Source organism: Pseudomonas sp. LG1E9 (genome assembly GCF_003290225.1).
Taxonomy (GTDB): domain Bacteria; phylum Pseudomonadota; class Gammaproteobacteria; order Pseudomonadales; family Pseudomonadaceae; genus Aquipseudomonas; species Aquipseudomonas cyclaminis.
In genome coordinates this window covers 2255213-2279956 of sequence record NZ_CP029983.1, presented here as the reverse complement: position 1 = coordinate 2279956, position 24744 = coordinate 2255213, and the positions used below count along the sequence as shown (strand labels likewise).

General features: G+C 60.5%; 21 protein-coding genes. 9 read left to right on the top strand and 12 right to left on the bottom strand.

All coding sequences use genetic code 11. The features are described 5' to 3' along the window. The 6 genes from pcaH to pcaR form a co-directional block, all read right to left on the bottom strand. Positions 1-705 carry a protocatechuate 3,4-dioxygenase subunit beta gene (gene pcaH / locus DNK50_RS10710; protein ID WP_112193943.1) on the bottom strand — a complete coding sequence of 235 codons (705 nt, stop codon included), beginning with the start codon at positions 703-705 and terminating at the stop codon, positions 1-3. Positions 706-722: 17 nt separating this feature from the next. After that, entirely contained in the window at positions 723-1925 is a 1203-nt protein-coding gene (gene pcaF, locus DNK50_RS10705; protein ID WP_177411606.1) for a 3-oxoadipyl-CoA thiolase, read from the bottom strand. Further along, on the bottom strand, positions 1922-2701 hold the full coding sequence (locus tag DNK50_RS10700; RefSeq protein ID WP_112193941.1) for a CoA-transferase subunit beta: 780 nt from the start codon (positions 2699-2701) through the stop codon (positions 1922-1924). The genes pcaF and DNK50_RS10700 overlap by 4 nt, the downstream gene beginning before the upstream one ends. Next, complete coding sequence (locus DNK50_RS10695; protein ID WP_112193939.1) at positions 2701-3558, bottom strand: CoA transferase subunit A; 858 nt, start codon at positions 3556-3558, stop codon at positions 2701-2703. Before DNK50_RS10695 ends, DNK50_RS10700 begins: the two co-directional genes overlap by 1 nt. A gap of 145 nt (positions 3559-3703) precedes the next feature. Further along, a complete protein-coding gene (locus DNK50_RS10690) occupies positions 3704-5044 on the bottom strand; it encodes an MFS transporter (protein ID WP_112193937.1) in 1341 nt (446 codons plus the stop codon). A 145-nt stretch (positions 5045-5189) separates the two neighbouring features. Beyond that, positions 5190-6032, bottom strand: a complete 843-nt coding sequence (gene pcaR / locus DNK50_RS10685) for a pca regulon transcriptional regulator PcaR (protein WP_025855315.1) — start codon at positions 6030-6032, stop codon at positions 5190-5192. A gap of 558 nt (positions 6033-6590) precedes the next feature. Here pcaR and DNK50_RS10680 point away from each other — a divergent pair. Beyond that, on the top strand, positions 6591-6791 hold the full coding sequence (locus DNK50_RS10680) for a hypothetical protein (RefSeq protein ID WP_099583295.1): 201 nt from the start codon (positions 6591-6593) through the stop codon (positions 6789-6791). A 311-nt stretch (positions 6792-7102) separates the two neighbouring features. Next, positions 7103-8578, top strand: coding sequence for an inorganic phosphate transporter (locus DNK50_RS10675; RefSeq protein WP_099583296.1), 1476 nt, complete (start codon positions 7103-7105; stop codon positions 8576-8578). Between the two features lie 151 nt (positions 8579-8729). Here DNK50_RS10675 and ccoM read toward each other — a convergent pair whose 3' ends face one another. Together ccoM and DNK50_RS28915 are read right to left on the bottom strand one after the other, a co-directional pair. Continuing rightward, complete coding sequence (ccoM, locus tag DNK50_RS29365; RefSeq protein ID WP_276145525.1) at positions 8730-8846, bottom strand: cytochrome c oxidase subunit CcoM; 117 nt, start codon at positions 8844-8846, stop codon at positions 8730-8732. 143 nt (positions 8847-8989) lie between these two features. Next, positions 8990-9151, bottom strand: coding sequence for a hypothetical protein (locus DNK50_RS28915; RefSeq protein WP_092487749.1), 162 nt, complete (start codon positions 9149-9151; stop codon positions 8990-8992). A gap of 133 nt (positions 9152-9284) precedes the next feature. On the opposite strand from DNK50_RS28915, the gene DNK50_RS10670 reads away from it, so the two are divergent. The 3 genes from DNK50_RS10670 (at position 9285) to DNK50_RS10660 (ending at position 11897) form a co-directional block, all read left to right on the top strand. Next, a complete protein-coding gene (locus tag DNK50_RS10670; protein WP_112193928.1) occupies positions 9285-10157 on the top strand; it encodes a LysR substrate-binding domain-containing protein in 873 nt (290 codons plus the stop codon). A 91-nt stretch (positions 10158-10248) separates the two neighbouring features. Next, the gene (locus DNK50_RS10665; protein ID WP_112193926.1) at positions 10249-10719 is read left to right on the top strand and encodes a RidA family protein; all 471 of its coding nucleotides are present in this window, start codon (positions 10249-10251) and stop codon (positions 10717-10719) included. Continuing rightward, on the top strand, positions 10716-11897 hold the full coding sequence (locus DNK50_RS10660; protein ID WP_112193924.1) for an aminotransferase class V-fold PLP-dependent enzyme: 1182 nt from the start codon (positions 10716-10718) through the stop codon (positions 11895-11897). The genes DNK50_RS10665 and DNK50_RS10660 overlap by 4 nt, the downstream gene beginning before the upstream one ends. Here DNK50_RS10660 and DNK50_RS10655 read toward each other — a convergent pair. Then, positions 11894-12235, bottom strand: coding sequence for an aspartate-semialdehyde dehydrogenase (locus tag DNK50_RS10655; protein ID WP_112193922.1), 342 nt, complete (start codon positions 12233-12235; stop codon positions 11894-11896). The two genes, DNK50_RS10660 and DNK50_RS10655, sit on opposite strands and share 4 nt — an antisense overlap. A gap of 218 nt (positions 12236-12453) precedes the next feature. Between DNK50_RS10655 and rapA the strand changes: the two genes are divergently transcribed. Next, on the top strand, positions 12454-15300 hold the full coding sequence (gene rapA, locus DNK50_RS10650) for an RNA polymerase-associated protein RapA (protein ID WP_112193920.1): 2847 nt from the start codon (positions 12454-12456) through the stop codon (positions 15298-15300). A gap of 659 nt (positions 15301-15959) precedes the next feature. Here the strand turns inward: rapA and DNK50_RS10645 are convergent. Further along, positions 15960-17306, bottom strand: coding sequence for an MFS transporter (locus tag DNK50_RS10645; protein WP_112193918.1), 1347 nt, complete (start codon positions 17304-17306; stop codon positions 15960-15962). A 251-nt stretch (positions 17307-17557) separates the two neighbouring features. Between DNK50_RS10645 and DNK50_RS10635 the strand changes: the two genes are divergently transcribed. The 3 genes from DNK50_RS10635 to DNK50_RS10625 all read left to right on the top strand — a co-directional run bounded on the left by DNK50_RS10635 (position 17558) and on the right by DNK50_RS10625 (position 22725). Then, positions 17558-17923 (top strand): YkgJ family cysteine cluster protein, encoded by a 366-nt coding sequence (locus DNK50_RS10635; RefSeq protein WP_099583304.1) that lies wholly within the window; start codon positions 17558-17560, stop codon positions 17921-17923. Positions 17924-18061: 138 nt separating this feature from the next. Further along, positions 18062-20326: a bifunctional diguanylate cyclase/phosphodiesterase gene (locus DNK50_RS10630; RefSeq protein ID WP_112193914.1), complete on the top strand. Its 2265-nt coding sequence runs from the start codon at positions 18062-18064 to the stop codon at positions 20324-20326. Positions 20327-20529: 203 nt separating this feature from the next. Beyond that, entirely contained in the window at positions 20530-22725 is a 2196-nt protein-coding gene (locus tag DNK50_RS10625; RefSeq protein ID WP_112193912.1) for a hypothetical protein, read from the top strand. Between the two features lie 36 nt (positions 22726-22761). Here DNK50_RS10625 and DNK50_RS10620 read toward each other — a convergent pair whose 3' ends face one another. Together DNK50_RS10620 and DNK50_RS10615 are read right to left on the bottom strand one after the other, a co-directional pair. After that, the gene (locus DNK50_RS10620; RefSeq protein ID WP_112193910.1) at positions 22762-23853 is read right to left on the bottom strand and encodes a hypothetical protein; all 1092 of its coding nucleotides are present in this window, start codon (positions 23851-23853) and stop codon (positions 22762-22764) included. Between the two features lie 257 nt (positions 23854-24110). Next, complete coding sequence (locus DNK50_RS10615) at positions 24111-24416, bottom strand: DUF2288 domain-containing protein (RefSeq protein WP_112193908.1); 306 nt, start codon at positions 24414-24416, stop codon at positions 24111-24113. Positions 24417-24744 lie beyond the last annotated feature (328 nt).

Here is a 24744-nt window from a genome sequence, read left to right as displayed (position 1 = left end):
TCATTTCTCCATCGGCGTGGCGTCGCGGCCGCGCAGGACGATGTCCCAGCGGTAGCCGAGGGCATAGGAAGGAATGGTTTTTTCCAGGTCGAAGCTGGCGATCAAGCGCTGCTTGGCCGAAGTGTCCGGCACGCAGTTGTAGATCGGGTCGTATTCCAGCAACGGGTCGCCGGGGAAATACATCTGCGTGACCAACCGCGTCAGCACACTCGGGCCAAACAGCGAAAAGTGGATATGCGCCGGGCGCCATGCGTTGTGATGGTTGCCCCACGGGTAGGCGCCGGGCTTGATGGTCTGGAACTGGTACCAGCCATCGGCGTCGGTGACGGTGCGGCCGGTGCCGGTGAAATTCGGGTCCAGCGGCGCGTCGTGCACATCGCGCTTGTGGTTGTAGCGACCGGCGGCGTTGGCCTGCCAGATCTCCACGAGGATGCCCGACACCGGCAAACCGTTTTCGTCCAGCACGCGGCCATGAATAATGATGCGCTCGCCCTGTGGCTCGCCTTCATGCTGCGCGGTGAGGTCGTTGTCCTTCTCGTTGATCCGCTCGGCACCGATGGTCGGGCCGGTGATTTCCGACAAGGAATGGGGCAGGAACACCAACGGCTGGGACGGCGAACGCAGGTTCGTCGACTGGTAGGCCGGGTGCAGGTAATCAGGTTGAGTGCCCGCTTGCGGGCGCCGGTAACCGGGCTTGTCACTCATGGAGCAGTCCTCTCTTATTAGATGCGTTCAATCGCCAGGGCCAAGCCTTGGCCGACGCCGACACACATGGTCGCCAGGCCTTTACGGCCACCGGTTTTTTCCAACTGATGCAGGGCTGTCAGGACCAACCGTGCACCGCTCATGCCCAGCGGATGCCCAAGGGCGATGGCGCCACCGTTCGGATTGACCTGGGGCGCGTCGTCGGCGATCCCCAATTCTCGCAGCACCGCCAAGCCTTGGCTGGCGAAGGCTTCGTTGAGTTCGATCACGTCAAAATCGGTGACCGCCAACCCCAGGCGCTCTACCAGTTTGCGCACCGCCGGCACCGGGCCGATGCCCATCACACGCGGGGCGACACCGGCGCTGGCCATGCCCAACACGCGGGCACGGGCGGTGAGGCCGTGTTTCTTGACCGCTTCGGCGGACGCCAGGATCAGCGCGGCGGCGCCATCATTCACACCCGAAGCATTACCAGCGGTGACAGTTTTGTCAGGGCCGTTGACCGGCTTGAGCTTGGTCAGGGCTTCGAGGGTGGTGTCCCGTGGATGCTCATCGTGCGCCACCACGGTTTCGCCTTTTTTATGGGCGACCCGCACCGGCACGATTTCTTCGGCAAAGAACCCGGCCGCCTGAGCGGCTGCCGTGCGTTGCTGGCTGCGCAGGGCGAAGGCGTCCTGATCGGCGCGGGACACTTGGTAATCGTCGGCGACGTTATCGGCGGTCTGCGGCATTGCATCCACGCCGTATTGTTCCTTCATCAGCGGGTTGATAAAACGCCAGCCGATGGTGGTGTCTTCCAGCTTCATGTTGCGCGAAAACGCCGCATCGGCCTTGCCCATCACGAACGGTGCACGGGACATCGACTCGACGCCGCCGGCAATCGTCAGCTCCATTTCGCCGCTGGCGATGGCGCGAAACGCGGTGCCGATGGCGTCCATGCCCGAGGCGCACAACCGGTTGAGGGTCACGCCGGGAATAGTCTCGGGCAGGCCCGCCAGCAACAGCGCCATGCGCGCAACGTTGCGGTTGTCTTCGCCGGCCTGGTTGGCGCAGCCGAGGAACACCTCGTCCACCGCACGCCAGTCCACCGACGGGTTGCGTTCCATCAGCGCCTTGATCGGCAGCGCCGCCAGGTCGTCGGCACGCACCGTGGCCAGGCCACCGCCAAACCGGCCGATGGGCGTGCGGATGGCATCACAGATAAACACGTCGCGCATCAGGCTTCTCCGGGTGCTTGGCCATGGGCGGCGGCCGTGCGGGCTTCGAGGTCACGCAGGGCGGTCAGTTCGACGTCAGTCGGTTCGGCAGTGGTGCTGACCTGGTCGGCAAAGCGGATCGCCCAACCCGTGGCGGCCACCACTTGCTCGCGGGTGACGCCAGGGTGCAGCGCGGTGACCACAAATTCATGGGTGCCCTCTTCCGGCTCCATGATGCACAGGTCGGTAATGATGCCGACAGGACCGGCGCCCGGCAGGCCCAGGCGCTTGCGTGAATCGCCGCCCTCGCCGTGGCCGACGGAGGTGATGAAGTCCAGCTTGTCCACGAACGACCGGGACGACTGCTTGAGGATGATCAGCACGCTCTTGGCGGAACCGGCGATTTCCGGCGCGCCACCGGCACCCGGCAGGCGTACTTTGGGCTGGTGATAGTCACCGACCACGGTGGTGTTGATGTTGCCGAAACGGTCGACCTGAGCCGCACCGAGAAAGCCGACGTCAATGCGCCCGCCTTGCAGCCAGTAGCGAAAAATCTCACCGGTTGGCACCACGGTGTCAGCGGTTTCCGCCAGTTCACCGTCACCGATGGACAACGGCAGTACCGAAGGCTTGGCGCCAATTGGGCCGGACTCATAGATCAACACCACGTCGGGCGACGAAGTCAGGCGCGCCAGGTTGGCTGCTTTCGAGGGCAGGCCGATGCCGACAAAGCACACCGAGCCGTTTTTGAGGCGGCGCGCGGCGGCGACGGTCATCATTTCATTGGTCGAGTAAGCCATTACTTGGCCTCCTGCGCGGTGGCCAGTTTGGCCTGGAATTCACTGAAGTCGGCAGTGCCGTGGATGTATTCGTCAATCCAGGCGGTAAACGTCCCACGGTCGCGGGCAATCGGGTCCCACGCCTGGTAGAAGCGATTGTCGCGCTCGTTGTAACCGTGGGCGTAGGAAGGATGCGCGCCGCCGGGTACGTGGCAGACAGCAGTCAGGGCCCAGGTCGGCAATACGCAGCTGTTCATCGGTGCATTCAGGTCGTCAACAATTTCCTCGACGGTGACGATGCAACGCTTGGCCGCCAGGGCCGCTTCCTTCTGCACACCGAGAATGCCCCAGAGCAACACGTTGCCCTTGCGGTCGGCCTTCTGGGCGTGAATCACGGTGATGTCCGGGCGTACCGACGGCACCGCCGCCAGCACTTCGCCGGTAAACGGGCAAGTCACACTTTTGATCAGCGGGTTGACCTTGGGCAGGTCGGAACCGGCGTAGGCACGCAGCACCGCGAACGGCAGGCCTGAGGCACCAGCGACGTAGGCATTCGCCAGGTCGGCATGGCTGTGTTCTTCGATCTCCAGCGGCTGCGGCCATTGCTTCTCGACCGCGTCACGCAGGCGATGCAGGGAGCCCACACCAGGGTTGCCGCCCCAGGAGAAAATCAGCTTGCGTGCACAGCCGGCGCCGATCAACTGGTCGTAGATCAGGTCAGGCGTCATGCGTACCAGCGTCAGGTCTTTCTTGCCCTGACGAATGATTTCATGGCCTGCGGCGGTAGGGATCAGGTGGGTAAAACCTTCGAGGGCGACGGTATCGCCGTCGTTCACGAAGCGCTTGACCGCATCACGCAGGGTGAGAATGTCAGCCATGGGGTTGGGCTCCCGGGTTATCGAAAAAGGCGCTGAGGTGGCGCCGAAGTGCTTGAAGATTAAGCTGGGGAAATGCGCCAAACAATCCGATAATCGACTAAGCGTTCGATTATCGAACCGATTGTTGGCAAGCTATCAATCAACCTCAAGTCGCATCCGCGTGGCTGACCATGCCCTTGATGACCACTGCCGCGGTGGCTACTGCGGCCGGGATCACCAGGGCGGTGAGCACCTGCTCGAAGTTCCAGCCCAGGCCCAGCAAGGTGGCGCCCATCCAGGCGCCGAGGATCGCGCCGAAGCGGCCGATGCCGAGCATCCACGACACGCCGGTGGCGCGGCCTTGGGTCGGGTAGAAACGCGCCGCCAGGGACGGCATCGCCGATTGCGCACCGTTGACGCACATCCCGGCAATCAGCACCAAGGTCGCCAGCACGGTGATATTGCCCAGGCTCTGTCCGACCGCGTAGGCAAACACCCCAGCCAGCAGGTAGAAAATGCCGATGACTTTGTGGGGGTTGAACCGGTCCATCGCCCAACCCACGCCAACGGCGCTCAGTACTCCACCGAACTGGAACAACGCACCGATAAACGCGGCTTGCTCCATGCTCGCGCCGCTGTCACGCATCAGCGTCGGCAGCCAACTGGTCAGCAGGTACACAATCACCAGGCCCATGAAGTAGGTGAGCCACAGCAGCAAGGTGCCGGCGCTGTAGGTGCCGGAGAAGATCACCGCGAACACATTGCGGGCCTTGACGGTTTTCTGTTCGGGTACGCTGAAGGCCGTGGCCTGGGCAACGATAGTGGGCTCGATGGGTGACAAGGTTTTGCGCACCTTGTCAGTGCCACGGTTGCGCACCACCAGGTAACGCGCCGACTCCGGCAGCCAGAGCAGCAGGACCACCACCAGGATCAACGGCAGGATGCCGCCGATCATCAACAACGCATGCCAGCCGAACGCCGGGATCAGCTTGGCCGAGATAAACCCGCCACCGGCCATGCCCAGGTTGAAACCGCAGAACATGCTGGTCACCAGCAACGATTTATGACGTTCGGGGGTGTATTCGGACAGCAGCGTGGTGGCATTGGGCATACCCGCGCCCAGGCCCAGCCCTGTGAGGAAACGCAGCACCAGCAACTGGTCGACATTGCTGCTGTAGGCCGAGGCGAGGCTGAACGCACCAAACACCAGTACGGCACCGACCAGCACCACTTTACGGCCAAAACGGTCGGCCAGCGGGCCGGAACCCAGCGCGCCGAATACCATGCCAATCAACGCAGCACTCATCACCGGGCCGAGGCTGGCGCGGTCGATGCCCCAGTCCTGGGACAGCGCAGGCGCAATAAAGCCCATGGCTGCAGTATCGAGGCCGTCGAGGAAAACTATCAGGAAACACAGGATGACCACGCGCCACTGATAGCGTGACAGTGGCTGGGTGTTGATGAAGGACTGCACGTCCAGCGTGGTACCGACAGAAGGCTGATTCATTATTTTTATTCCACACCGAGGGCGGGCCAACGACCTGGGGTCGTCATTATTATTGGGGCGCCCTTGAGAGCGCTGCCGCACAATAATAAGCCGGGTGAAACACCGTCAATTGATCAAGCCGGGATCTGTGCGGTCACCGAACAGCTTAGGCAAACAGTTGCGCACTCAGCTCACGGCTGGCGCTGAGCATGCTCGGCAGGAAGCGCTGTTCCAGCTCGCTGCGGCTGACCCGCCCTGCATGGGTGCTGACATTGAGTGCCGCCAATACCTGGCCCGAGGCGTCATACACCGGCACCGCGATGGAGCGCAGGCCTTGTTCCAGTTCCTGGTCGACGATGCACCAGCCCTGCTGACGCACTTGTTGCAGGCATTCGAACAAGGCTTCAGGTGTGGTGAGGGTGCGACTGGTCTTGGTTTGCAGGTCGGCGTGATCGAGGTAGTCCTGCAGCGAAGCGTCGTCCAATGCCGCGAGCAGGATGCGCCCCATGGAAGTGCAATAGGCCGGCAAACGGCCGCCCACCGAGAGGTCCACCGAAATCAGGCGCTGGGTCGTGGCTGAGCGGGCGATATAGAGGATGTCATCGCCTTCCAGGGTGGCCATGTTGCAGGCTTCGTGCAGTTGTTCACTCATACGGTCCAGGTACGGCTGGGCCGACACCGCCAGTGGCGTGGATGAGAGGTAGGCATGGCCCAGGGTCAGGACTTTGGGCAACAGTGAATAGGTGCGCCCGTCGGTGGTGGCGTAGCCCAGTTTGATCAGGGTATGCAGGCAACGGCGCACAGCGGCGCGGGGGATTTCGGTGCGGTGACTGATCTGGGCAATCGTCAGGTGGCGCTTGCGCTCCTGGAATGCCTGCACGACGGCCAGGCCACGGGCCAGGGAGGTCATGAAGTCGGGGTCACCGGTAAACGCCTGGATCCGCTTGGCCGGCGAGGCAACGATCGGCGGCGCCACTGACGCGAAGGAGTTGCGCAATTGATCGTTCATCTCAGGTTCCTTTCTCTTATTGTCAACCGCAGGGATTGGGCGGGTATTACAAGCCGCACTGGCCGCCCTGCACAAGGCAGGGCCGGCAACATTGGGCGATTATCGGACGATCATGCGATTATCGCAATTTGAGCCGTGCCCGCACCCTCACCTGCCTGGCCGAGTAAAGTTGCGATGAGAAGGTTGAATCTTTAGTTCCTTGTTGACTTTATGGCGCCAGAATTTCAGCAATTGCTGACGTCTGCGTGTAACAAAACGCTCACACAAAGTTGACGCTTTTTAACTTTATGCCGATAGTGTTATTCAAATGCGCCGCTATAATGCACGCTGTGCGGAGGTCAGCCCGGTTTCACTATCGGGACCAGAGCTCGCCAGCCCAGGCACATGCCGTGCATGGAAGGTCGCAACTACCTGCCTTGAATGACAGTTACCACCAACGGTCTTTAGTATCAGCGGTTCAAACTTGAGCGCATCACTGGTTCAACTTTGAACAATCCGAAGGCGACATTCAGGCACTACGCTGCCGGGTAATTACACTCAACTCGATTAGGTAACAATGTGACGAAAGATGAACTGCGCGCGGAACTTGAGCGCCAGGAGCAACGTTACAAGGACGTTTACGGCGGGGAAGTCACCACCTACGCCGCCCAGCCTGAACCTGAGCGCAAACCCTGGCGCAAGCGAGCCAGCCTGCTCGACCAGGCGTTTACCCAGGAAATCCAAAAGATTGAACAGGAACTCAAGGCCGAAGAGCCATAAGTGCTTCGGATTGAGCCAGGGGCGCGGCCCAGGCTGCTAGCGCTTAGCCAGCAGCCCGGACCCTGAATCCCACAGCCGCCAGTAAAATTTCATACAAATGTTTCAGGCATGACGATTCGGTGACAAAACCCGGTCTTTTCAGCCCTGTACTTTATAAATCAAAGACTTGCCAAAGCCCCGAAAACCCTGGGATCGCCCGGTTTCGCCCCTGGCGTTTCAATGAAGTTTGTTACCGATGAGCAGCTAGTGCATCGATTACTGAGGTTTTCTGGCATAATCGCGCCCCCTTACGACCGGGTCAGAAAACCTTCATGATCGATTTATTCAGCGGACTGGATGCTTGGGTTCTCGTGAGCCTGTTGCTCGCCCTGGCCTTTGTCCTCGCCTTCGAGTTCATCAATGGCTTTCATGACACCGCTAACGCGGTGGCCACAGTCATCTATACCAAAGCCATGCCGCCGCATCTGGCCGTGTTCTTCTCCGGGGTGTTCAACTTCCTCGGCGTATTGCTCGGTGGTGTCGGTGTCGCCTACGCCATCGTGCATTTGCTGCCGGTGGAGTTGCTGATCAATGTGAACACCGGCCATGGTTTGGCGATGGTCTTCTCGTTATTGGCCGCAGCGATCACCTGGAACCTGGGCACCTGGTACTTCGGTATTCCTGCTTCCAGCTCACACACCCTGATCGGCTCGATCCTCGGTGTCGGCCTGGCCAACGCCCTGATCAACGATATTCCCCTGGCTGACGGTGTGAACTGGCAGAAGGCTATCGATATCGGCGCCTCCCTGGTGTTCTCGCCGATGGCCGGCTTCCTGGTCGCAGCCCTGGTGCTGATCGGTCTGAAATGGTGGCGCCCGCTGTCGAAGATGCACAAGACCCCGGACCAGCGCCGCAAGCTCGATGACAAGAAGCACCCGCCGTTCTGGAACCGCCTGGTCCTGGTGATCTCCGCCATGGCCGTGAGTTTCGTGCACGGCTCCAACGATGGTCAGAAAGGCATCGGCCTGATCATGCTGGTGCTGATCGGTATCGTGCCGGCGCAGTTCGTACTCGACTTGGGCAGCACCACCTACCAGATCGAGCGTACCCGCGACGCCACCGTGCATTTGAGCCAGTTCTACCAGCGCAATAACGCCACCCTCGGCGAATTCCTGGCCCTGGGCAAAAGCGTGAAGGACGATCTGCCGGGCAAGTTCCAGTGCAACCCGCAGCAGACCGAGCCCACCATCAAAGCGCTCGTCAGTACGCTGAGCGGGGTCTCGGACTACCATTCGCTGACCTCGGACCAGCGTATCGAAGTGCGTCGCTACCTGCTCTGCCTGGACGACACCGCGAAGAAAGTCGGCAAGCTGCCGGGCCTGGATGCGCGTGAGAAGTCCGACCTCGACAAGCTTCGCAAAGACCTGACCGCGACGACCGAGTACGCGCCGTTCTGGGTAATCCTCGCCGTCGCACTGGCCTTGGGCCTGGGCACCATGGTGGGTTGGAAGCGTGTGGTACTGACCATCGGTGAGAAGATCGGCAAGCAGGGCATGACCTATGCCCAGGGCATGTCAGCGCAGATCACCACCGCTACCATGATTGGCTTTGCCAATATCTTTGCCCTGCCGGTGTCCACGACACATGTGCTGTCTTCCGGCGTGGCCGGCACCATGGTCGCGAACAAGAGCGGCCTGCAAGGTGGCACGGTCAAGACCATCCTGATGGCTTGGGTGTTGACGTTGCCTGCGACCGTTGGCCTGTCGGCCGGGTTGTTCTGGCTGGCGTCCAAGGCGCTGGGCAACTGATAGCCAGGCGCTGAAAAAAAGGTGCGGCCTCTGTGAGGACCGCACCTTTTTTTATGGATCAGTATTAACCGACATCATTAAATACCAGGCAAAAAAAAAGGCGACCGAAGTCGCCCAAAATGCCTTGCGTGCTCATGTAATCCAGAAAGACTTACGGTTCTTTACGCTTATTAGCGTCCTTCCAGATAAAAATCCCAAACCCTACAAAAAACAGCACCATGAGGCTGACAGTCAGCACCCCGGCGAATACCACATTATCGATAAACATGACCGGCCTCCTGCACTTGCCCTGTTGCGATAGGGCTAAGTTACTGGAGAAGGCGAATTGGAAAATTGACGGGGATCAATGTCGCCCGCAACGGGGCGTAAAGAAGGGCAATAACTGACCTGCATCAACAGACGCAGGCCGTATTAACGCTTTTTCGGTTTGTTCTTTGATTTTTTCTTGGCTTTGCCTAAAGGCATTGCGTGTTCAAATGCCTGGCGCACTTCATTCAGGCGTTTGTCATTGAGGTCATGCACGCGCTTGGCGCGTTCGGCATTCAGGTCGATCAGCTTGTCGTCATCACTCATGGTTTGTCTTACGTCGTGGCAAGTAGGGCTCAATAATGCGGGCTCCTGTGCCCGACGGCAAATCAGCACGCGACAAAAGGCAGACCGTCGCCCAAAATCGGTACTTTCCGCCCAACCCAGGAGGCGCACTCAGGTGTCACTGCACAAGGATCTTCCCCCGCTGCTGGCCCTTCGTGCTTTTGAAGCCGTGGCCCGGCACTTGAGCTTTATCAAGGCGGCCCAGGAGCTTTCAGTGACCCAAAGCGCCCTCAGCCATCAGGTCCAGAAACTCGAACAGCACCTGGGCAAACCGTTGTTTATCCGACGCACCCGCGCCATCGATCTGACCGCAGACGGGCAGCGTTACTACGATGAAGTCCGCCCGGCCCTCGATGCCATCGCCACCGCGACACGCGCCCAACGGCAGGTGCCCAGCGCCACGGTATTGCGCGTCGGCCTGCTGGCGTCTTTCGCCACGCTGTGGCTGGCGCCGCGCCTGGCGGGGTTTCTCAACCGCTACCCACACATCCAGGTGGAGCTGTTGCCGTCAATTCAACTGGCCAATGTCGCCGCCGCCGAGGTCGACCTGGCCATCCGCTACGGCAAGGGCGATTGGCCGCACGTGCAGGCCACGCGCCTGATGGCTGAAGTCATTTCACCGGTCTGCAGCCCGACGTTCAAGGCCAACTCACTGGGCAACGGCCCCTTGCTGATGGCAACCTCACACCGGCCGTTCGAATGGACGGATTGGTCCCAGCACTATCAAGTCAGCCTTGAACATCACCCGCGCGTCATGCTGCACGACTACAACATCGTGGTCGAAGCCGCCGTGGCCGGCCAGGGCATCGCGATGGGTCGTCACCATCTCATCCAACGCCGACTCCAGGACGGCAGCCTGGTGCAAGCCTTCGACTGGCCGCCCTACCACAGCGATATCGGCTATTGGCTGATCACCCCTCAAGGCCCTGCCCACCAAGCGGTCGAATGCTTCAGCCAGTGGCTAAGGGAGATCTGCGCCGACGCGTGAGTTATTTCGATACGTCGAGTGAGATCTATCCGTTTGTCGCAGTCCCCCCCGGAACAACATGCTCAACCCTCTTGAAACCAGAGGACTCAGCATGAGCAACTCCCTGCGCCAACGCGTGCACGCCCTTGGCCTGACGCTGCCAGCTCCCAGCCAGCCGATTGCCAACTACATCAACCATGTCATCAGTCAGAACCAGCTGTTTATCTCCGGGCAAATCCCCCTGCTCGACGCAAGGCCTGCTTACCTCGGCCAAGTGGGCGAATCCCTCAGTGAAGAAGAAGGTGTCCAGGCGGCAGAACTAGCGGCACTGAGCTTGCTCGCGCAATTGAGCGATGCCTTGGGCGATGACCTGTCGCGCCTGGTACGCACTGTGCGCCTGGGGGTGTTTATCGCGAGCAGCGCCGATTTCCAGCGCCAGGGCGCGGTGGCCAACGGTGCGTCGAACCTGCTGGTCAATGCCCTCGGTGAACAAGGCCGGCATGTGCGCACCGCAGTGGGGGTTGCCAGTCTGCCAGCCGGTGTGGCGGTAGAGATTGACGCGATTTTCGAGCTGCAGCCGTGAGCTCGCTCGATGTTCAACGATTAAGGGAGGCCACGCCTGGCTGCCAGTCGGGCCTGGTGCACTTCAACCCTGCCGGCGCCTCGCTGCCAAGCCAGGCGACACTTGACGCCATCATTGACCAACTCCAGCGCGAAGCCCGGGACGGTCCGATGGAAGCCGGTGAACATGGCGCCATGCTCGTGGAAAAAGCGCGCCACGCCGCCGCGCGACTGCTCAACGCGCCCGCCGCGTCGATAGCCTTTGCCGGCAGCGGTTCGACTGCCTGGAGCATGGCATTCCAAGCCCTGGGCCCGTGGCAACCGGGTGATCGCATTCTGGTGGGGCGCCACGAATGGGGCGGCAACCTGGCGAGCATGCAATTGGCCGTGCAAGCAGGTGCGCGGGTGGAAGTCATCCCCTGCGACGCCACCGGCGCGGTGTGCCCGGTGGCACTGGAGGCGATGATCGATGCCAGCGTAAAGCTGATCGACCTCACCTGGCTGCCGGCCAACGGCGGCCTGATCAACCCCGCCCAGGCCATCGGCGCAGTGGCCCGGCGTCATGGCATCCCCTACTTTATCGACGCCGGCCAAGCGGTCGGCCAGGTGCCGGTGGATGTGCAGGCGTTGCAGTGTGATGTGCTCAAGTCGGCCGGCCGCAAACACTTGCGCGGGCCGCGTGGCACGGCGCTGTTGTATGTGCGGCCGGACTTTCTCCAACAGTTGAACCCGGCCCAACGCGATGTGTTTTCAGCCCCCTGGACCGCCGCCGGTTTCGACCTGCGCGACGACGCACGGCGCTTTGAAACCAGCGAAGTGTCTTTCGCCCTGTTGGCGGGGCTGGGGAATGCGCTGCACGAGATGAATGACTGGGGGATTGAGCGAGTATGGAAACACGTCGCACAAACCAGCGCGCAAATTCGCGCAGCATTGTGTGAGATTCCGGGGGTTTCCCTGCATGACCTGGGCACGTTTCAATCAGGGCTGATCGCCTTTAACCTCGCTGGCTGCGACGCCTTCGAGCTGAAACGACAATTGGGACTCAGGCACATCAATATTGGCGCCAACGGCGTGGCCTACACCCCGCTGGATATGCAGGCGCGGGGCCTGGCAAGCGTTGCACGAATCTCCGTCAGCCCCCTCAACAACGATCACGACATCGAGTCGCTGCTAGCAGCCTTGAGGCAACTGCGGGTTTAAACCTCGACGTCCACCCAAAGGCCCTGGCGCGGCGCGTCTTCGATCAGCGGCACAACCGGTACGGTGTTGTCGGCATTGAGCAGGTCGCCCGGGATCGCCAGGTGCTGGTCCGGATCCTCATCGGCTTCGCGCCGGCGTTTCTGCTGTTCCTGCTGGCGGCGTTGCTCTTCGCGCAGCAGAAAGGTCGACTGCTCGGCATCGCCTTTTTTCAAGTCGATAGTGCTTTCACTGGAGCCCGCTTGAACAGGGACCACGGGCGGAATATCTGGTTTCTGACGGACCGGGTCGAGTTGCGACGTAACCGGTATAACGCTGACGGGCAGCATAGGTGGCAGCATGATAGTTGTTCTCCTGTCAGCAGGCTGTCGGCGGGGGCCACGGCGACTTGAGCGCGGACTCGCCAACCTGTGACCCAGTCGACACTCGCAAGTGCCCGCCACCCGTCGATTCAGCACTCTGCCCTGCACTCAAACGGAGTAGTTTTTGTCAGAGTCCTTTGGCTGCGGGCCTTGTTCCGTTAAGATAGTCGGCTTTTTCACGGCGGGAGTCAGGCAGCATGGCGCAGCAGTATCAACCGGGGCAACGCTGGATTAGTGACAGCGAAGCAGAGCTGGGGTTAGGCACCGTTCTGGCACAGGACGGCCGCTTGTTGACCGTGCTCTATCCGGCCACTGGCGACACTCGCCAGTATGCGCTACGGAATGCGCCCCTCACCCGTGTGAGGTTCTCGCCGGGTGACTCCATCACCCATTTCGAAGGCTGGAAAATGACCGTACAGGAAGTCGACGACGTCGACGGTCTGCTGGTCTACCACGGCCTCAATGGGCAGAACGAACAGGTCACCCTGCCGGAAACCCAACTCTCCAACTTTATCCAGTTCCGCCTGGCCAGCGACCGTCTGTTCGCCGGCCAGATCGACCCGCTGGCCTGGTTCTCGCTGCGCTATCACACCCTGGAACACACCAGCCGCCAGTTGCAGTCCACGCTGTGGGGCCTGGGTGGCGTACGCGCGCAACCTATTGCTCACCAACTGCACATCGCCCGTGAAGTCGCTGACCGTATCGCACCGCGGGTATTGCTGGCTGACGAAGTCGGCCTGGGCAAGACCATCGAAGCCGGCCTGGTGATCCATCGCCAGTTGCTCTCGGGCCGCGCCAACCGCGTGTTGATCCTGGTCCCGGAAAACCTGCAACACCAGTGGCTGGTGGAAATGCGCCGCCGCTTCAACCTGCAGGTCGCGCTGTTCGACGAAGAACGCTTCATCGAAAGCGATGCCGCCAACCCGTTCGAAGACACCCAGTTGGCCCTCGTGGCCCTGGAATGGCTGGTGGACGACGAGAAGGCCCAGGACGCGCTGTTCGCCGCTGGCTGGGACTTGCTGGTAGTCGACGAAGCCCACCACCTGGTCTGGCATGAAGAAAAAGCCAGCCCGCAATACTCTCTCGTCGAGCAACTCGCCGAAGTGATACCAGGCGTGCTGCTGCTCACCGCCACCCCGGAGCAACTGGGCCAGGACAGCCACTTCGCGCGCCTGCGCCTGTTGGACCCGAACCGCTTCCACGATCTGCAGGCCTTCCGCGCCGAGAGCGAAAACTATCGTCCGGTGGCCGAAGCCGTGCAGGAACTGCTCGATAAGGGCCGCCTGTCGCCGACCGCCCACAAGACCATCCAGGGTTTCCTCGGTAACGAAGGCGAAGCGCTGCTCACCGCCGTCAACGATGGCGACGCCGAAGCCAGTGCGCGTCTGGTGCGTGAGCTGCTCGATCGCCACGGCACCGGCCGCGTGCTGTTCCGTAACACCCGTGCCGCCGTGCAGGGTTTCCCGGAGCGCAAGCTGCACGCCTACCCGATGCCGAACCCGGATGAATACCTGGAGTTGCCGCTGGGCGAACACGCCGAGCTGTACCCGGAAGTCAGCTTCCAGTCGCAGCCGGACATTGACGAAGAAAACCGCTGGTGGCGCTTCGACCCGCGCGTCGAGTGGCTGATCGACCAGCTGAAAATGCTCAAGCGCACCAAAGTCCTGGTGATCTGCGCCCACGCTGAAACCGCCATGGACCTGGAAGACGCCCTGCGCGTGCGCTCCGGCATCCCGGCCACGGTGTTCCACGAGGGTATGAACATCCTCGAACGTGATCGCGCCGCCGCCTACTTTGCCGATGAAGAGTTCGGCGCCCAGGTGCTGATCTGCTCGGAAATCGGCTCCGAAGGCCGCAACTTCCAGTTCTCCCACCACCTGGTGCTGTTCGACCTGCCGTCCCATCCCGACCTGCTGGAACAACGCATCGGCCGTCTGGACCGGATCGGCCAGAAACATGTGATCGAACTGCACGTACCGTACCTGGAAACCAGCCCGCAAGAGCGTCTCTTCCAGTGGTACCACGAAGCGCTGAACGCATTCCTCAACACCTGCCCGACCGGCAACGCCTTGCAGCATCAGTTTGGCCCACGCCTGCTGCCGCTGCTGGAAAACGCCGACGACGGCGAGTGGCAAGCCCTGATCGACGAGGCCCGTGCCGAACGCGAGCGCCTGGAGCAAGAGCTGCACACCGGTCGCGACCGCCTGCTGGAACTCAACTCCGGCGGCGCCGGCGAAGGCGATGCACTGGTTGAAGACATTCTTGAGCAAGACGACCAGTTCACCCTGCCGATCTACATGGAAACCCTGTTTGACGCCTTTGGCATCGACAGCGAAGACCATTCGGAAAACGCGCTGATCCTCAAGCCCAGCGAAAAAATGCTCGACGCCAGCTTCCCCCTGGGCGACGACGAAGGTGTGACCATCACCTACGACCGTAATCAGGCACTGTCACGCGAAGACATGCAGTTCATCACCTGGGAACACCCGATGGTGCAGGGCGGCATGGACCTCGTGCTGTCCGGTTCCATGGGCAACACCGCCGTGGCGCTGATCAAGAACAAGGCGCTCAAGCCGGGCACCGTGTTGCTGGAACTGCTCTACGTCAGCGAAGTAGTTGCACCGCGTGCGCTGCAACTGGGTCGCTACCTGCCGCCGGCGGCACTGCGCTGCCTGCTGGATGCGAACGGTAATGACCTGTCGGGGCGTGTGTCATTCGTGACCCTCAACGACCAGCTGGAAAGCGTGCCGCGGGCCAGCGCCAACAAGTTCATCCAGGCCCAGCGCGACCAGTTGACGCCACGGATCAACGCGGGTGAAGAGAAGATCACCCCGCAACATGCCGAGCGCGTGGCCGAGGCCAAGCGTCGCCTGGCAGCGGACACCGACGAAGAGCTGGCGCGCCTGACTGCGTTGCAAGCGGTCAACCCGACCGTACGTGACAGCGAGCTGGTCGCCCTGCGCAACCAACGCGAGCAAGGCCTGGCCATGCTCGACAAGGCGGCGCTGCGACTGGAGGCGATTCGGGTGCTGGTAGCAGGTTGATTACCGCCCTGCCCCGCTGAACAAGAAGGCCCGCGCAATGCGGGCCTTTTTTATTGGCTTTGGGGGCCTCATCGGGGGCAAGCCCCCTCCCACAGTTGACCGAGCGGTCTTGTCTATCACCGATCAATGTGGGAGGGGGCTTGCCCTAATGCCGGTCAGTTAAGAGATAAAAGGGCAAAAAGTAACCTGTGGCGAGGGAGCTTGCTCCCGTTGGACTGCGCAGCAGTCCCATTTTTGGGGCCGCTTCGCGGCCCAGCGGGAGCAAGCTCCCTCGCCACAGGTACGGTGTTCGTCCTTAACTGACTGGCATTAGGGCTTGCCCCCGATCGCCATGGGTATCTACACAACTCTCAAAGGCTTACACATAACACTGTGGTGAGCGGGCTTGCCCGCGCTGGGTGGCGAAGCCGCCCTAAAACCAGGTGGTCGGGTTCTTGCTGATGCTACGCGGTGTTTGTTATTGGGGCTGCTTCGCAGCCCAGCGCGGGGCAAGCCCGCTCACCACAACAGCCCATTTGCCATAGATTCAGCATCCACTGGAAGTTGTGTCGATACCGATGCTCATCGGGGGCAAGCCCCCTCCCACATTGATCGATGATCGACAGAGCAACACGGTCAACTGTGGGAGGGGGCTTGCCCCCGATGGCATCACCTCCATCTCAAGCCGTCACCGCAGCCGCCGGCACCTCGTCAGCCACCAGTCCGGCCTTCATGCGCTTGGCATCGCGCACAAAACTGCGCGAGGCCTGGAACAAGAACAGCATCGTAAAGAACAGCGCCACCGGAATCAGGTACATGGCGTCATGCAGACCCACGGCTTTATAAGCCTCGGTCATCTGCGCAGCCCCATCGGCATACATCGCCGAATGAGCAAAGTGATCGGACAATCCGCCCACCACAATCGGCCCCATGCCCCCGCCCAGCAAGTACAACCCGGCAAAGAACAACGCCATCGCCGTGGCTCGCAGGCGCGGCTCGACCACGTCCTGGATCGCCGTGTACACACAGGTGTAGAAGTTATAGGCAAACAACCAACCCACACTGAACAGCGCCACAAACACACCAATCTCGATGCGCCCGGCATGCAAGGCCCAGGCGGTCGTGACAGTGGAGATGATCAGGCTGCACGCGGCAAACAGCAGCCGCCCATTGGCAACCCGTTGGTGAATCTTGTCGGCGATCCAGCCGCCCAGGGTCAGCCCCACCAAGCCGGTCAAACCGACAATCACCCCGGTGGCAACGGCCGCATCCTGTAACGGCATAAGGAAGTACCGTTGCAGCATCGGCACCAGAAACGAGTTGCACGCGTAGGTGGCAAAGTTGAAGCACAGCCCGGCCAGCACCAGCCACAAAAAAGTCGGTACGGCCAGCACGCGGCGGATCGGGCGGTCGACGCGCTCCTGGGAGACTTGTACGGTTTCGGCAGCGCCGCGCTTGGGTTCCTTGATATAGAACATGAACACCGCGAGGATCATCCCCGGCACGGCGGCGATAAAAAACGGGGCGCGCCAGCTGTCGAAGGCCTTGACCATCCAACCAATGGTAAAAAACGCCAGCAACAGGCCCAGCGGCAGGCCCAGCATGAAAATCCCCATCGCCCGGGCGCGACGATGCGCCGGGAACAGGTCGCCAATCAGCGAGTTGGCGGCCGGCGCATAGCTGGCTTCACCAATACCGATGCCCATGCGCACCAGCAAAAACGTCCAGAAACTGCCGACCAGACCGTTGACCGCCGTCAGCCCGCTCCATGCAAACAGGCCCCACCCCATCAGTTTGCTACGCGAGCCGGTATCGGCCAGGCGCCCGAGCGGCAGGCCGGCAATGGCGTAGACGATGGTAAAGGCCGTGCCGATGATGCCGAGCTGGAAGTCGCTCAGGTGCCATTCCATGCGGATCGGCTCGATGATGATCGCCGGAATGGTGCGATCGAAGAAGTTGAACAGGTTGGCCAGAAACAGCAGGAACAGAATGCGCCAGGCATTCGCCGCTTGGGTCGAGTTCTGCATGGGTCCGTCTCTTTTATTGTTATGAGAGCTGCGATGCCCGATGCATCCTGCCCGGTACCTGCAACATAGTCAGGCGAGCCCAGGTTGTCTGTAATGATTCGTAAAGCTGATAGGGCATGATTTCACCCGGCGCTACGGGACTTCGCCTACAAAAATATAAGTGCGCGCCCCTCTTCCCAACGGCCATGGCACGGATAGAATGGCGAGCCTTCCCGTAGCCCCCCTTCTTACTTTTCTTATTGACGACGCCCATGTCCGAAGCCAGTCCGTGTCTGAGTTGCGGTGCCTGCTGTTCATACTTCCGAGTGTCTTTCTTCTGGGGTGAGTGCGCCTCGTCGGGCGGCACAGTGCCCGATGACCTGGTGGTCCAGATCAACCCGACGCGCGTCGCGATGATCGGCACCGACCAGAAGCCCGCGCGCTGCTGCAGCCTTGAAGGCGAAGTCGGCAAAGGCACCAGCTGCTCAATTTATGAGCAACGCTCAAGCACCTGCCGAGAATTCGATGCGTCGTGGAGCCAGGGCGAGCAGAGCCTCGATTGCGATGCAGCCCGCGCCGCATTTGGCCTGCCGCCGTTGCAAGCGCCATTCGAATTGGAGCTGCCCATCAGCGCTTAGCATTAATCGCTATGAGCGGCATGCCAAAATCATTGAGAGCAAAGTGCCATTATCCCTGGCAAATCCTTCGAGGCTTCTATACTCGACCTCATAGGTCGCTGCCGTAGGCTGTGACGTGACGCTATGACAGGACATGCTATGGAATGGCTGGGTCTGCACTTCTTTACCGACCTTCCAGAGAACGGGCACTTATTACTCAATTGCAGTCATAACCCTTTCCTGGTGCTACTGGCCTACCTGGTCGCCTGTGCGGCGGGGTTCGGCACGCTGGACATGGCCGAACGCGTTGGCCATGTCGAAGACCCCACCGCGCGCCGCCACTGGCGCTGGCTGGGTGCCGGATGCCTGGCGGGTGGCATCTGGTCCACCCACTTCATCAGCATGCTGGCCTTCCAGGCGCCCATTGCCATTCACTACGAACTGATCACCACGTTCGCGTCGCTGCTGATCGCCCTGATCGCCTCATTGTTCGCCATGAAAACCCTCAGTCATACCAATGTGCGCTTGCACCAGTACCTGCTGGCGTCGGTGTGGATGGGGTTTGGCATCACCTTGATGCACTACGTCGGCATGTCGGCCATGCACTCCCAGGCTCAGATGTACTTCGAGTCGGGGCTGTTCTTTGCGTCCCTGGGCATCGCCATGGGCGCCAGCCTGGCGGCGTTGTTGCTGTCCAGCTACCTGCGCACCGGCGCCGGGGTCTTTCATCAACTGCTCAAATACGCCGCCAGCCTGGTGCTGGGCGCGGGCATTCTGAGCATGCATTTTACCGGCATGGCGGCGATGCGACTGATTGTGCCCACGGGCGCCGACCTTTCGTTGACGCAGGACAACAACCCCATCCAACTGGGTCTGTCGGTCGCCGTGATCACCTTGCTGGTGATCGGCAGCAGCATCAGCGCGGCCCTGGCGGACAAGAAGCTGCAACACAAGGAGCGCGACCTGCGACGGGTCAACGCGCTGCTCAGCGAACTGGACCAGGCGCGTGCCTCCCTGCAACAGGTGGCCCATTACGACGCCCTGACCAGCCTGCTCAATCGCCGGGGTTTCAATCAGATCTTTGCGGAAAAAATCGCCGAAAAGACCGCGTCAAACGGCATGATGGCGGTGATTTTCCTGGACATCGACCACTTCAAGCGCATCAACGACAGCCTCGGCCATGACGCCGGCGATCAATTGCTCACCGTACTCGCCAGCCATATCAAAGGCTCGGTGCGCAGCCACGCAGACGTGGTCGCCCGGTTTGGCGGCGATGAGTTCTGCATCCTGATCAGCGTCCACCACCGCGACGAAGCGCGGCACCTGGCCCAGCGCATCATGCAGAAAATGAAAGAGCCCATCGAACTGGCCGGCCGGCGCATGGTAATGACCACCAGCATCGGCATCAGCCTGTTTCCCGATGACGGCGCGACCTGCGAAGAGCTGCTGAAGACCGCCGATCTGGCGCTGTACCAGTCCAAAGAAACGGGACGTAACAGTCTCAACTTCTTCAGCTCCAACCTGAAAACCAGGGCCTTCCTCGAACTGCAATTGGAAGAAGAACTGCGCAGCGCCCTGCGCGCCCAGAACCAACTGGTGCTGTTCTACCAACCGATCTTTGACATGAAACTGGGCAAGGTCACGCGCCTGGAAGCCTTGGTGCGCTGGCAACATCCGCAACATGGGCTGCTGGCCCCGGACCGTTTTATCGGCATTGCCGAAAGCAACGGGCTGATCGCCGACCTCGACCACTGGGTACTGCGCCAGGCCTGCCACGACTTGAGCCTGCTCTGCGACCGAGGCTATACCGACCTGACCATGACGGTGAATTGCTCGGCCCTGAACCTGGCCCGCGATGAGCTGGCGGACGAAATCGAGGACGCCCTGCGCTTCAGCGGAATCGGCGCCGACCGCCTGGAACTGGAAGTGACTGAAAATGCGCTGATGGGCAACATCAGCAGCACCCTGGCGCTGTTGCGGCAAATCCGGGCGCTGGGTGTGTCGCTGTCCATCGACGACTTCGGCACCGGCTACTCCTCCCTCGCCTACCTCAAGCGCCTGCCGCTCAACACCTTGAAGATCGATCGTTCGTTTATCCAGGACATTCCCAAGTCGGCGACCGATATCGAAATCGTCCAGGCGATCATCGGCATGGCCCATACCCTGCACCTGCACGTGGTGACCGAAGGCGTGGAAACCCAGGCCCAGTTCGACTTGCTGCTCAAGCACGGCTGTGATTACGTCCAGGGCTACCTACTGAGCCCGGCGGTGCCCGCCAGCGACATCATCGGCGTGATGCAGGGTATCGATATGCGCAACCCGCTCAATCCGTTGAGCGGCACGGCGGCCAAGGACACCAGCCCGCCGAAAGAACCGTCCCCGGCGCGCTCAGGCACCCCTTCCATCGTCAGGCCAATTCGCTGACGCCGAATCTTTGGCATTTCGCCATCATTTATCTCAAGATTCCCGACAAACGGCCGATTCATCAGAGTCCGGCCAGGTTTGTCCTGAGAACACAGGGTCAAACCCGATTATCCCGGACAAGGACGCACTGCAAAGTCGCGAACTCCCACTCCGTGATGGCCGTTTTATTCTTTTCAGCCATCCGCCCAGGCACATGGCGCACCATGACTTCTAAAAATAACTCTGCCACCGTGGTATCCGACGTGTTGCCCACAGCTCCTGCGGAAAAATCCTCAGGTTCAAAGTCATCGAGCAGCGCCCGCCCGCTGTCCACCCAGCAATACCTGTACTTCACCGAGACCAATACCGACCGCATCCTCGATAACCTCGACGGCCTGCGCGACATGGTGTTCCCGCGCCCGGCTCAGTTGGAAATGGACGGCGAGCAGCGCAGCGAGCAGGAATTCCCCTCGGTGTGCCTGATCGGCCTGGGGCGCTGCGGTTCGAACATTGCGCTGGACGTGGCGGAGTTGGTGTACAACGCGCGCAAGTTCTACCTGAACGAGTTCAGCAACGAAGATAAGCTTCAATTTAAAAAGAGCCATCAGGACAAGGGTTACAGCCCCACCCAGTGGATCCGCAACAACCTGCGCCTGGGCGGCGGCAAAGCCAGCAAGCCGGTGTTCCTGGTGGAACCATTGGTGATGCTCGGCGACCTGGACAAGGACATTGCCGGGCGTATCCGCTTCTCGCGCAAGAGCGAAAAAAGCGGCTTCCTGCGCGACTACAGCAAGATGAAAATCATGGACCTGTCGGAAGTCCATGCCGGCGGCGCCGGTAATGCGCCGATCCTCGGCCAGTACCTGGCCAAGATCATTCTCAATAAAGACACCCAGCGTTTTTCCAGCCCTGACTGGAAGATGATCCACTCGTACCTGATCGACTCCTGCGGTATCAAGGCCAACCAGTCGCGCCTGTATTTTTCGATCTTCAGCGCCGGTGGCGGCACCGGCTCGGGCATGGCCTCGGAATTCGGCCTGGCCCAGCAGCACTCGTACATGAACAAGACGTTCGACACCAAGCCCGCCGACGAGCACGACAGCAAGAGCGGCCACGCTTTCGTCTTCGAACCGATCTTCACCAGCGGCATTTGCGTACTGCCGAATATTTCCGATCACCGCAGCGAAATGTCCGAAGCGTTGCACATCAATGCCGGACGGCTGCTGTGCAAATACCTGTCGGAAGAGTGGGACTTCTCGTATAACTTCGACAACGAGGACAGCAGCGAAGCCAGTGTGAAGGGGCGTATCCGTCCGTGGAACGCGATGATGCTGATCTCCAACGACATCATGCGTTACGCCGAAGAAAGCGATGACGGCAACATCCAGAACATTGACGTCAATGCCATGGAAAAACACGCCAACCAGTACATCTCCCAACAGATCTTCAACATCCTCACCGCCCAGGCCGTGACCACCGACTACGACCAGAACTACTTCCGTCGCGCCGGCATCGACATCGGCGAAACCATCCGCCTGGACGCCAACGACCTGTTCATGAGCCTGGCCGGCCCGGTGGCGATTGCTTACGCCGAGTCCGTGGTCCCGGAAACCCCGGCGCCGTCGAATGACAAGTTCAAAGTCTTCGAAAAAGAGCCGCAACGCCTGAACATCGACGACCTGTTCTTCCGCTCCATCGACCTGCCGCACTTCAACAAAGTCACCCAGGCCATCGAAGGCATCAGCCTGTTGCCGATCGAGTCCAAGCGCTACAAGGCGTCCCTGGAGCAGTACAAGAACTCCGGCTATGACGCGGCGGCGCTGCACGACCTGCACTTCTTCAAGAACTGCTCGTCGGTGGTGTCCATCGTCTCGCTGCCCAAGGACTACAAGCTGTCCTATATGGACCTGAACCGGCTCAAGACCCACCTCAACAGCCTGTTCCCCAACACCACCCTCAAGCGCTATGCCCTGGTGATCGGCGCCTCGGCCAACCTGTCGCTGACCACCTTGATCGCCAAGAGCCCGTGCCTGTCGGATGACTTCCTGACGCTGATCGTGGCCTTTATCAAACGCTGCTTCGCACGCAACCCGTACCGCTTCGACGACACCCTGGACAACTCGATCCTGGACTTCATCATCCACGAGGACTTCGACGAAGACCGGATCGACGAGTTGCTCAACGAGTTTGAAAACCCGGCGAAGATCCTCGACACCAACTGGTACGCGATCAAGCCGATGTATGAAAAGAAGTACCGCGAGTTGATCAACGACAAAGACAAGTTCGTGTCGATCAATGACATTCGTCTGTCACGGGACTGCGTGAAGAAAGCGATCAAGTACCTGCGCGAGATCTACCGTCACCGCATCGGCAAGACCAAGGTAATTTCGTTGAACAACCACACCGGCAAAACCGCCTAGCACTGTGCGACGGCGCCGCGTGGCGCCGCCGCAACCTCAGTGCGTCATGCGTTGGCGCAGGAACGCAATGATGGTCTTTTCGTCAGCGCGCTTGGCAGGCCGGGGGAAATGCTTCGGCCAGCCAGCGTCTTTCGCGCCGAAAAAGCGCTTCTGCTCGGCCTCATTCCAGCCGCGAATCTCCCGCGATGCCGATTCCCACCAGCCATGTCGGCACACGTCGTAGTACGGATGCTCAGGTGCCGAACTGCCGTAGAGCAAATCGCGGCCGACCTTTTTGACGTGTTTGCGCTGATTGCGCAGCTTCCATTTGATACGCAGCCGCTGCCAGGGCGACGGCACGGGCTTGACCTGCGGCACATCCAGGCAACGCGCTACCAACTCGGGACCGAATACCTCACCGTGCAGCGTGAAGAAGTGCGCCTGCATGGCATGGAAGAAGCGCTTGTCGGCAAAGTAGTGATGCACGAACTTGCGCGCCTCGCGCACCTTCTGATCGCGCATCGCAAAGGAAATCGCGATTTGCTCGATGGTGTGGATATCGAACGTGTGCTGGGTCCACTCGTCGATCAGGCGGATAGACGCTTCGAGCAGCGGCGCATCACTGGCGCGCACACCGCACAGGCCACTGTTGTAGAGCTTGAAGCTGTTATCGGCACAGATGCCGTGGGCCTGTAGGTGTTCGCCCAGCTTGAGGTAGTCCGCACGCTGGCAGACGTAACTCCAGTCGTACTCGAAGCCATCCATCACGTACTGGCCCGGCTCGATCAACTCGAACACACGATGGGGGGATTTGAGGAACAGGGTGTCGGTGTCGACAAACAGGGTTTTGTCCGCCAGCGTCAGCCCGTGGGCAATCGCGCAGGCCTTGCGGCGGTGGGTATAGCCGTTCTCACCCTGCCATTGGGTCAGGGTCTGTTCATCCAGGGTGATGGTTTCAACCGGCCAGCCGAGGTAGTCCTGGGGGCGATCGGTCATGACCCGAATGCACAACGACTCGCCCGCTTTCAGCTGGGACAAGGCGGTGAGGATGCTGAATTTGGCTTCGCGCCGATAAACGTCCTGATTACCGTAGATAAGGTAAAGCAGTTGGTGCGAGGGCTTGGCTAAAGGGGGCAGCGCTGACGGCATAACTAGCTCCGGGTAACAAGCGGCGAACTTTACCGGAATTCACCGCTTCCTACGGAATGTTCTGACCTCCGACTTCCATCTATTAACACCGAGAAACAATTCTCCCAGCCGTTCGCCCACGGGAAAACTGTTCCCATGACGCGCACGTCACCCTGAGCTGTGACCTTTCTTCACGGCAACATGCCATCACGTCGATTGCGGTTACTCGGCTACACACTTTTGCAGCGGGATTGCGCGCACCGTTTTGGTGCCAACAGCTATTGCGCCGCCCTTTCCTGGATCAGTATCCACGGCGAAACTACCACCGCCCACAAGCCAGGGTCACGCGCCACAAGGTCCAATGCCCGCGTTGCAGACACTTCGCCCAGGCTGCCCGAGGCCAGCCAGGCAGCGACTTTGTCACGGTTGTCCTCGGCCATTCCCTCGGCGGCTTCGATCAAATCCAGATCGGCGTCGACCCACAATAGGGCACCCTTGGCAAAGAACGGCTCAAGCTCCTTCCAGGAAATTTCGGCCGTTTCACCGAGCAGCTTGGCATAGAGGGTGCTAGGTTCTTGCGTCATGGGAATTCACCTTGGGAAAAAATCGGCGCAATCATAACGTCGCGACCAAGCTAGAAAAACCCAGTTGCAAATGAGTCATCGATAGAAAGTGTCAGGAAAGCCAAGGATTGCCCGAAACTCTGGCATCACCCCGCCGCAATTCTGTCTTTTTCTTTCATTATAGCGACACACCCGGCTTTTGCCCCCAGCAGCCAGCTTTTCAAGCGATGAATCGGCGCTCTACACTGTACCGGTACAGTTGCCAGGGCACTGCCGGGGGGATATCCGAAATATCTGATCCGGTTCTGCAGCTCACAAGGCCGCTAGAACTATAAAAAATACAACAGTA

Excerpts from the sequence above, each read along its gene's own strand:
- pcaH (WP_112193943.1), bottom strand. The coding sequence starts at position 705 with ATGAGTGACAAGCCCGGTTACCGGCGCCCGCAAGCGGGCACTCAACCT.
- DNK50_RS10700 (WP_112193941.1), bottom strand. The coding sequence starts at position 2,701 with ATGGCTTACTCGACCAATGAAATGATGACCGTCGCCGCCGCGCGCCGC.
- DNK50_RS10695 (WP_112193939.1), bottom strand. The coding sequence starts at position 3,558 with ATGGCTGACATTCTCACCCTGCGTGATGCGGTCAAGCGCTTCGTGAAC.
- DNK50_RS10690 (WP_112193937.1), bottom strand. The coding sequence starts at position 5,044 with ATGAATCAGCCTTCTGTCGGTACCACGCTGGACGTGCAGTCCTTCATC.
- pcaR (WP_025855315.1), bottom strand. The coding sequence starts at position 6,032 with ATGAACGATCAATTGCGCAACTCCTTCGCGTCAGTGGCGCCGCCGATC.
- DNK50_RS10675 (WP_099583296.1), top strand. The coding sequence starts at position 7,103 with ATGATCGATTTATTCAGCGGACTGGATGCTTGGGTTCTCGTGAGCCTG.
- ccoM (WP_276145525.1), bottom strand. The coding sequence starts at position 8,846 with ATGTTTATCGATAATGTGGTATTCGCCGGGGTGCTGACTGTCAGCCTC.
- DNK50_RS28915 (WP_092487749.1), bottom strand. The coding sequence starts at position 9,151 with ATGAGTGATGACGACAAGCTGATCGACCTGAATGCCGAACGCGCCAAG.
- DNK50_RS10665 (WP_112193926.1), top strand. The coding sequence starts at position 10,249 with ATGAGCAACTCCCTGCGCCAACGCGTGCACGCCCTTGGCCTGACGCTG.
- DNK50_RS10655 (WP_112193922.1), bottom strand. The coding sequence starts at position 12,235 with ATGCTGCCACCTATGCTGCCCGTCAGCGTTATACCGGTTACGTCGCAA.
- rapA (WP_112193920.1), top strand. The coding sequence starts at position 12,454 with ATGGCGCAGCAGTATCAACCGGGGCAACGCTGGATTAGTGACAGCGAA.
- DNK50_RS10645 (WP_112193918.1), bottom strand. The coding sequence starts at position 17,306 with ATGCAGAACTCGACCCAAGCGGCGAATGCCTGGCGCATTCTGTTCCTG.
- DNK50_RS10635 (WP_099583304.1), top strand. The coding sequence starts at position 17,558 with ATGTCCGAAGCCAGTCCGTGTCTGAGTTGCGGTGCCTGCTGTTCATAC.
- DNK50_RS10630 (WP_112193914.1), top strand. The coding sequence starts at position 18,062 with ATGGAATGGCTGGGTCTGCACTTCTTTACCGACCTTCCAGAGAACGGG.
- DNK50_RS10625 (WP_112193912.1), top strand. The coding sequence starts at position 20,530 with ATGACTTCTAAAAATAACTCTGCCACCGTGGTATCCGACGTGTTGCCC.
- DNK50_RS10620 (WP_112193910.1), bottom strand. The coding sequence starts at position 23,853 with ATGCCGTCAGCGCTGCCCCCTTTAGCCAAGCCCTCGCACCAACTGCTT.
- DNK50_RS10615 (WP_112193908.1), bottom strand. The coding sequence starts at position 24,416 with ATGACGCAAGAACCTAGCACCCTCTATGCCAAGCTGCTCGGTGAAACG.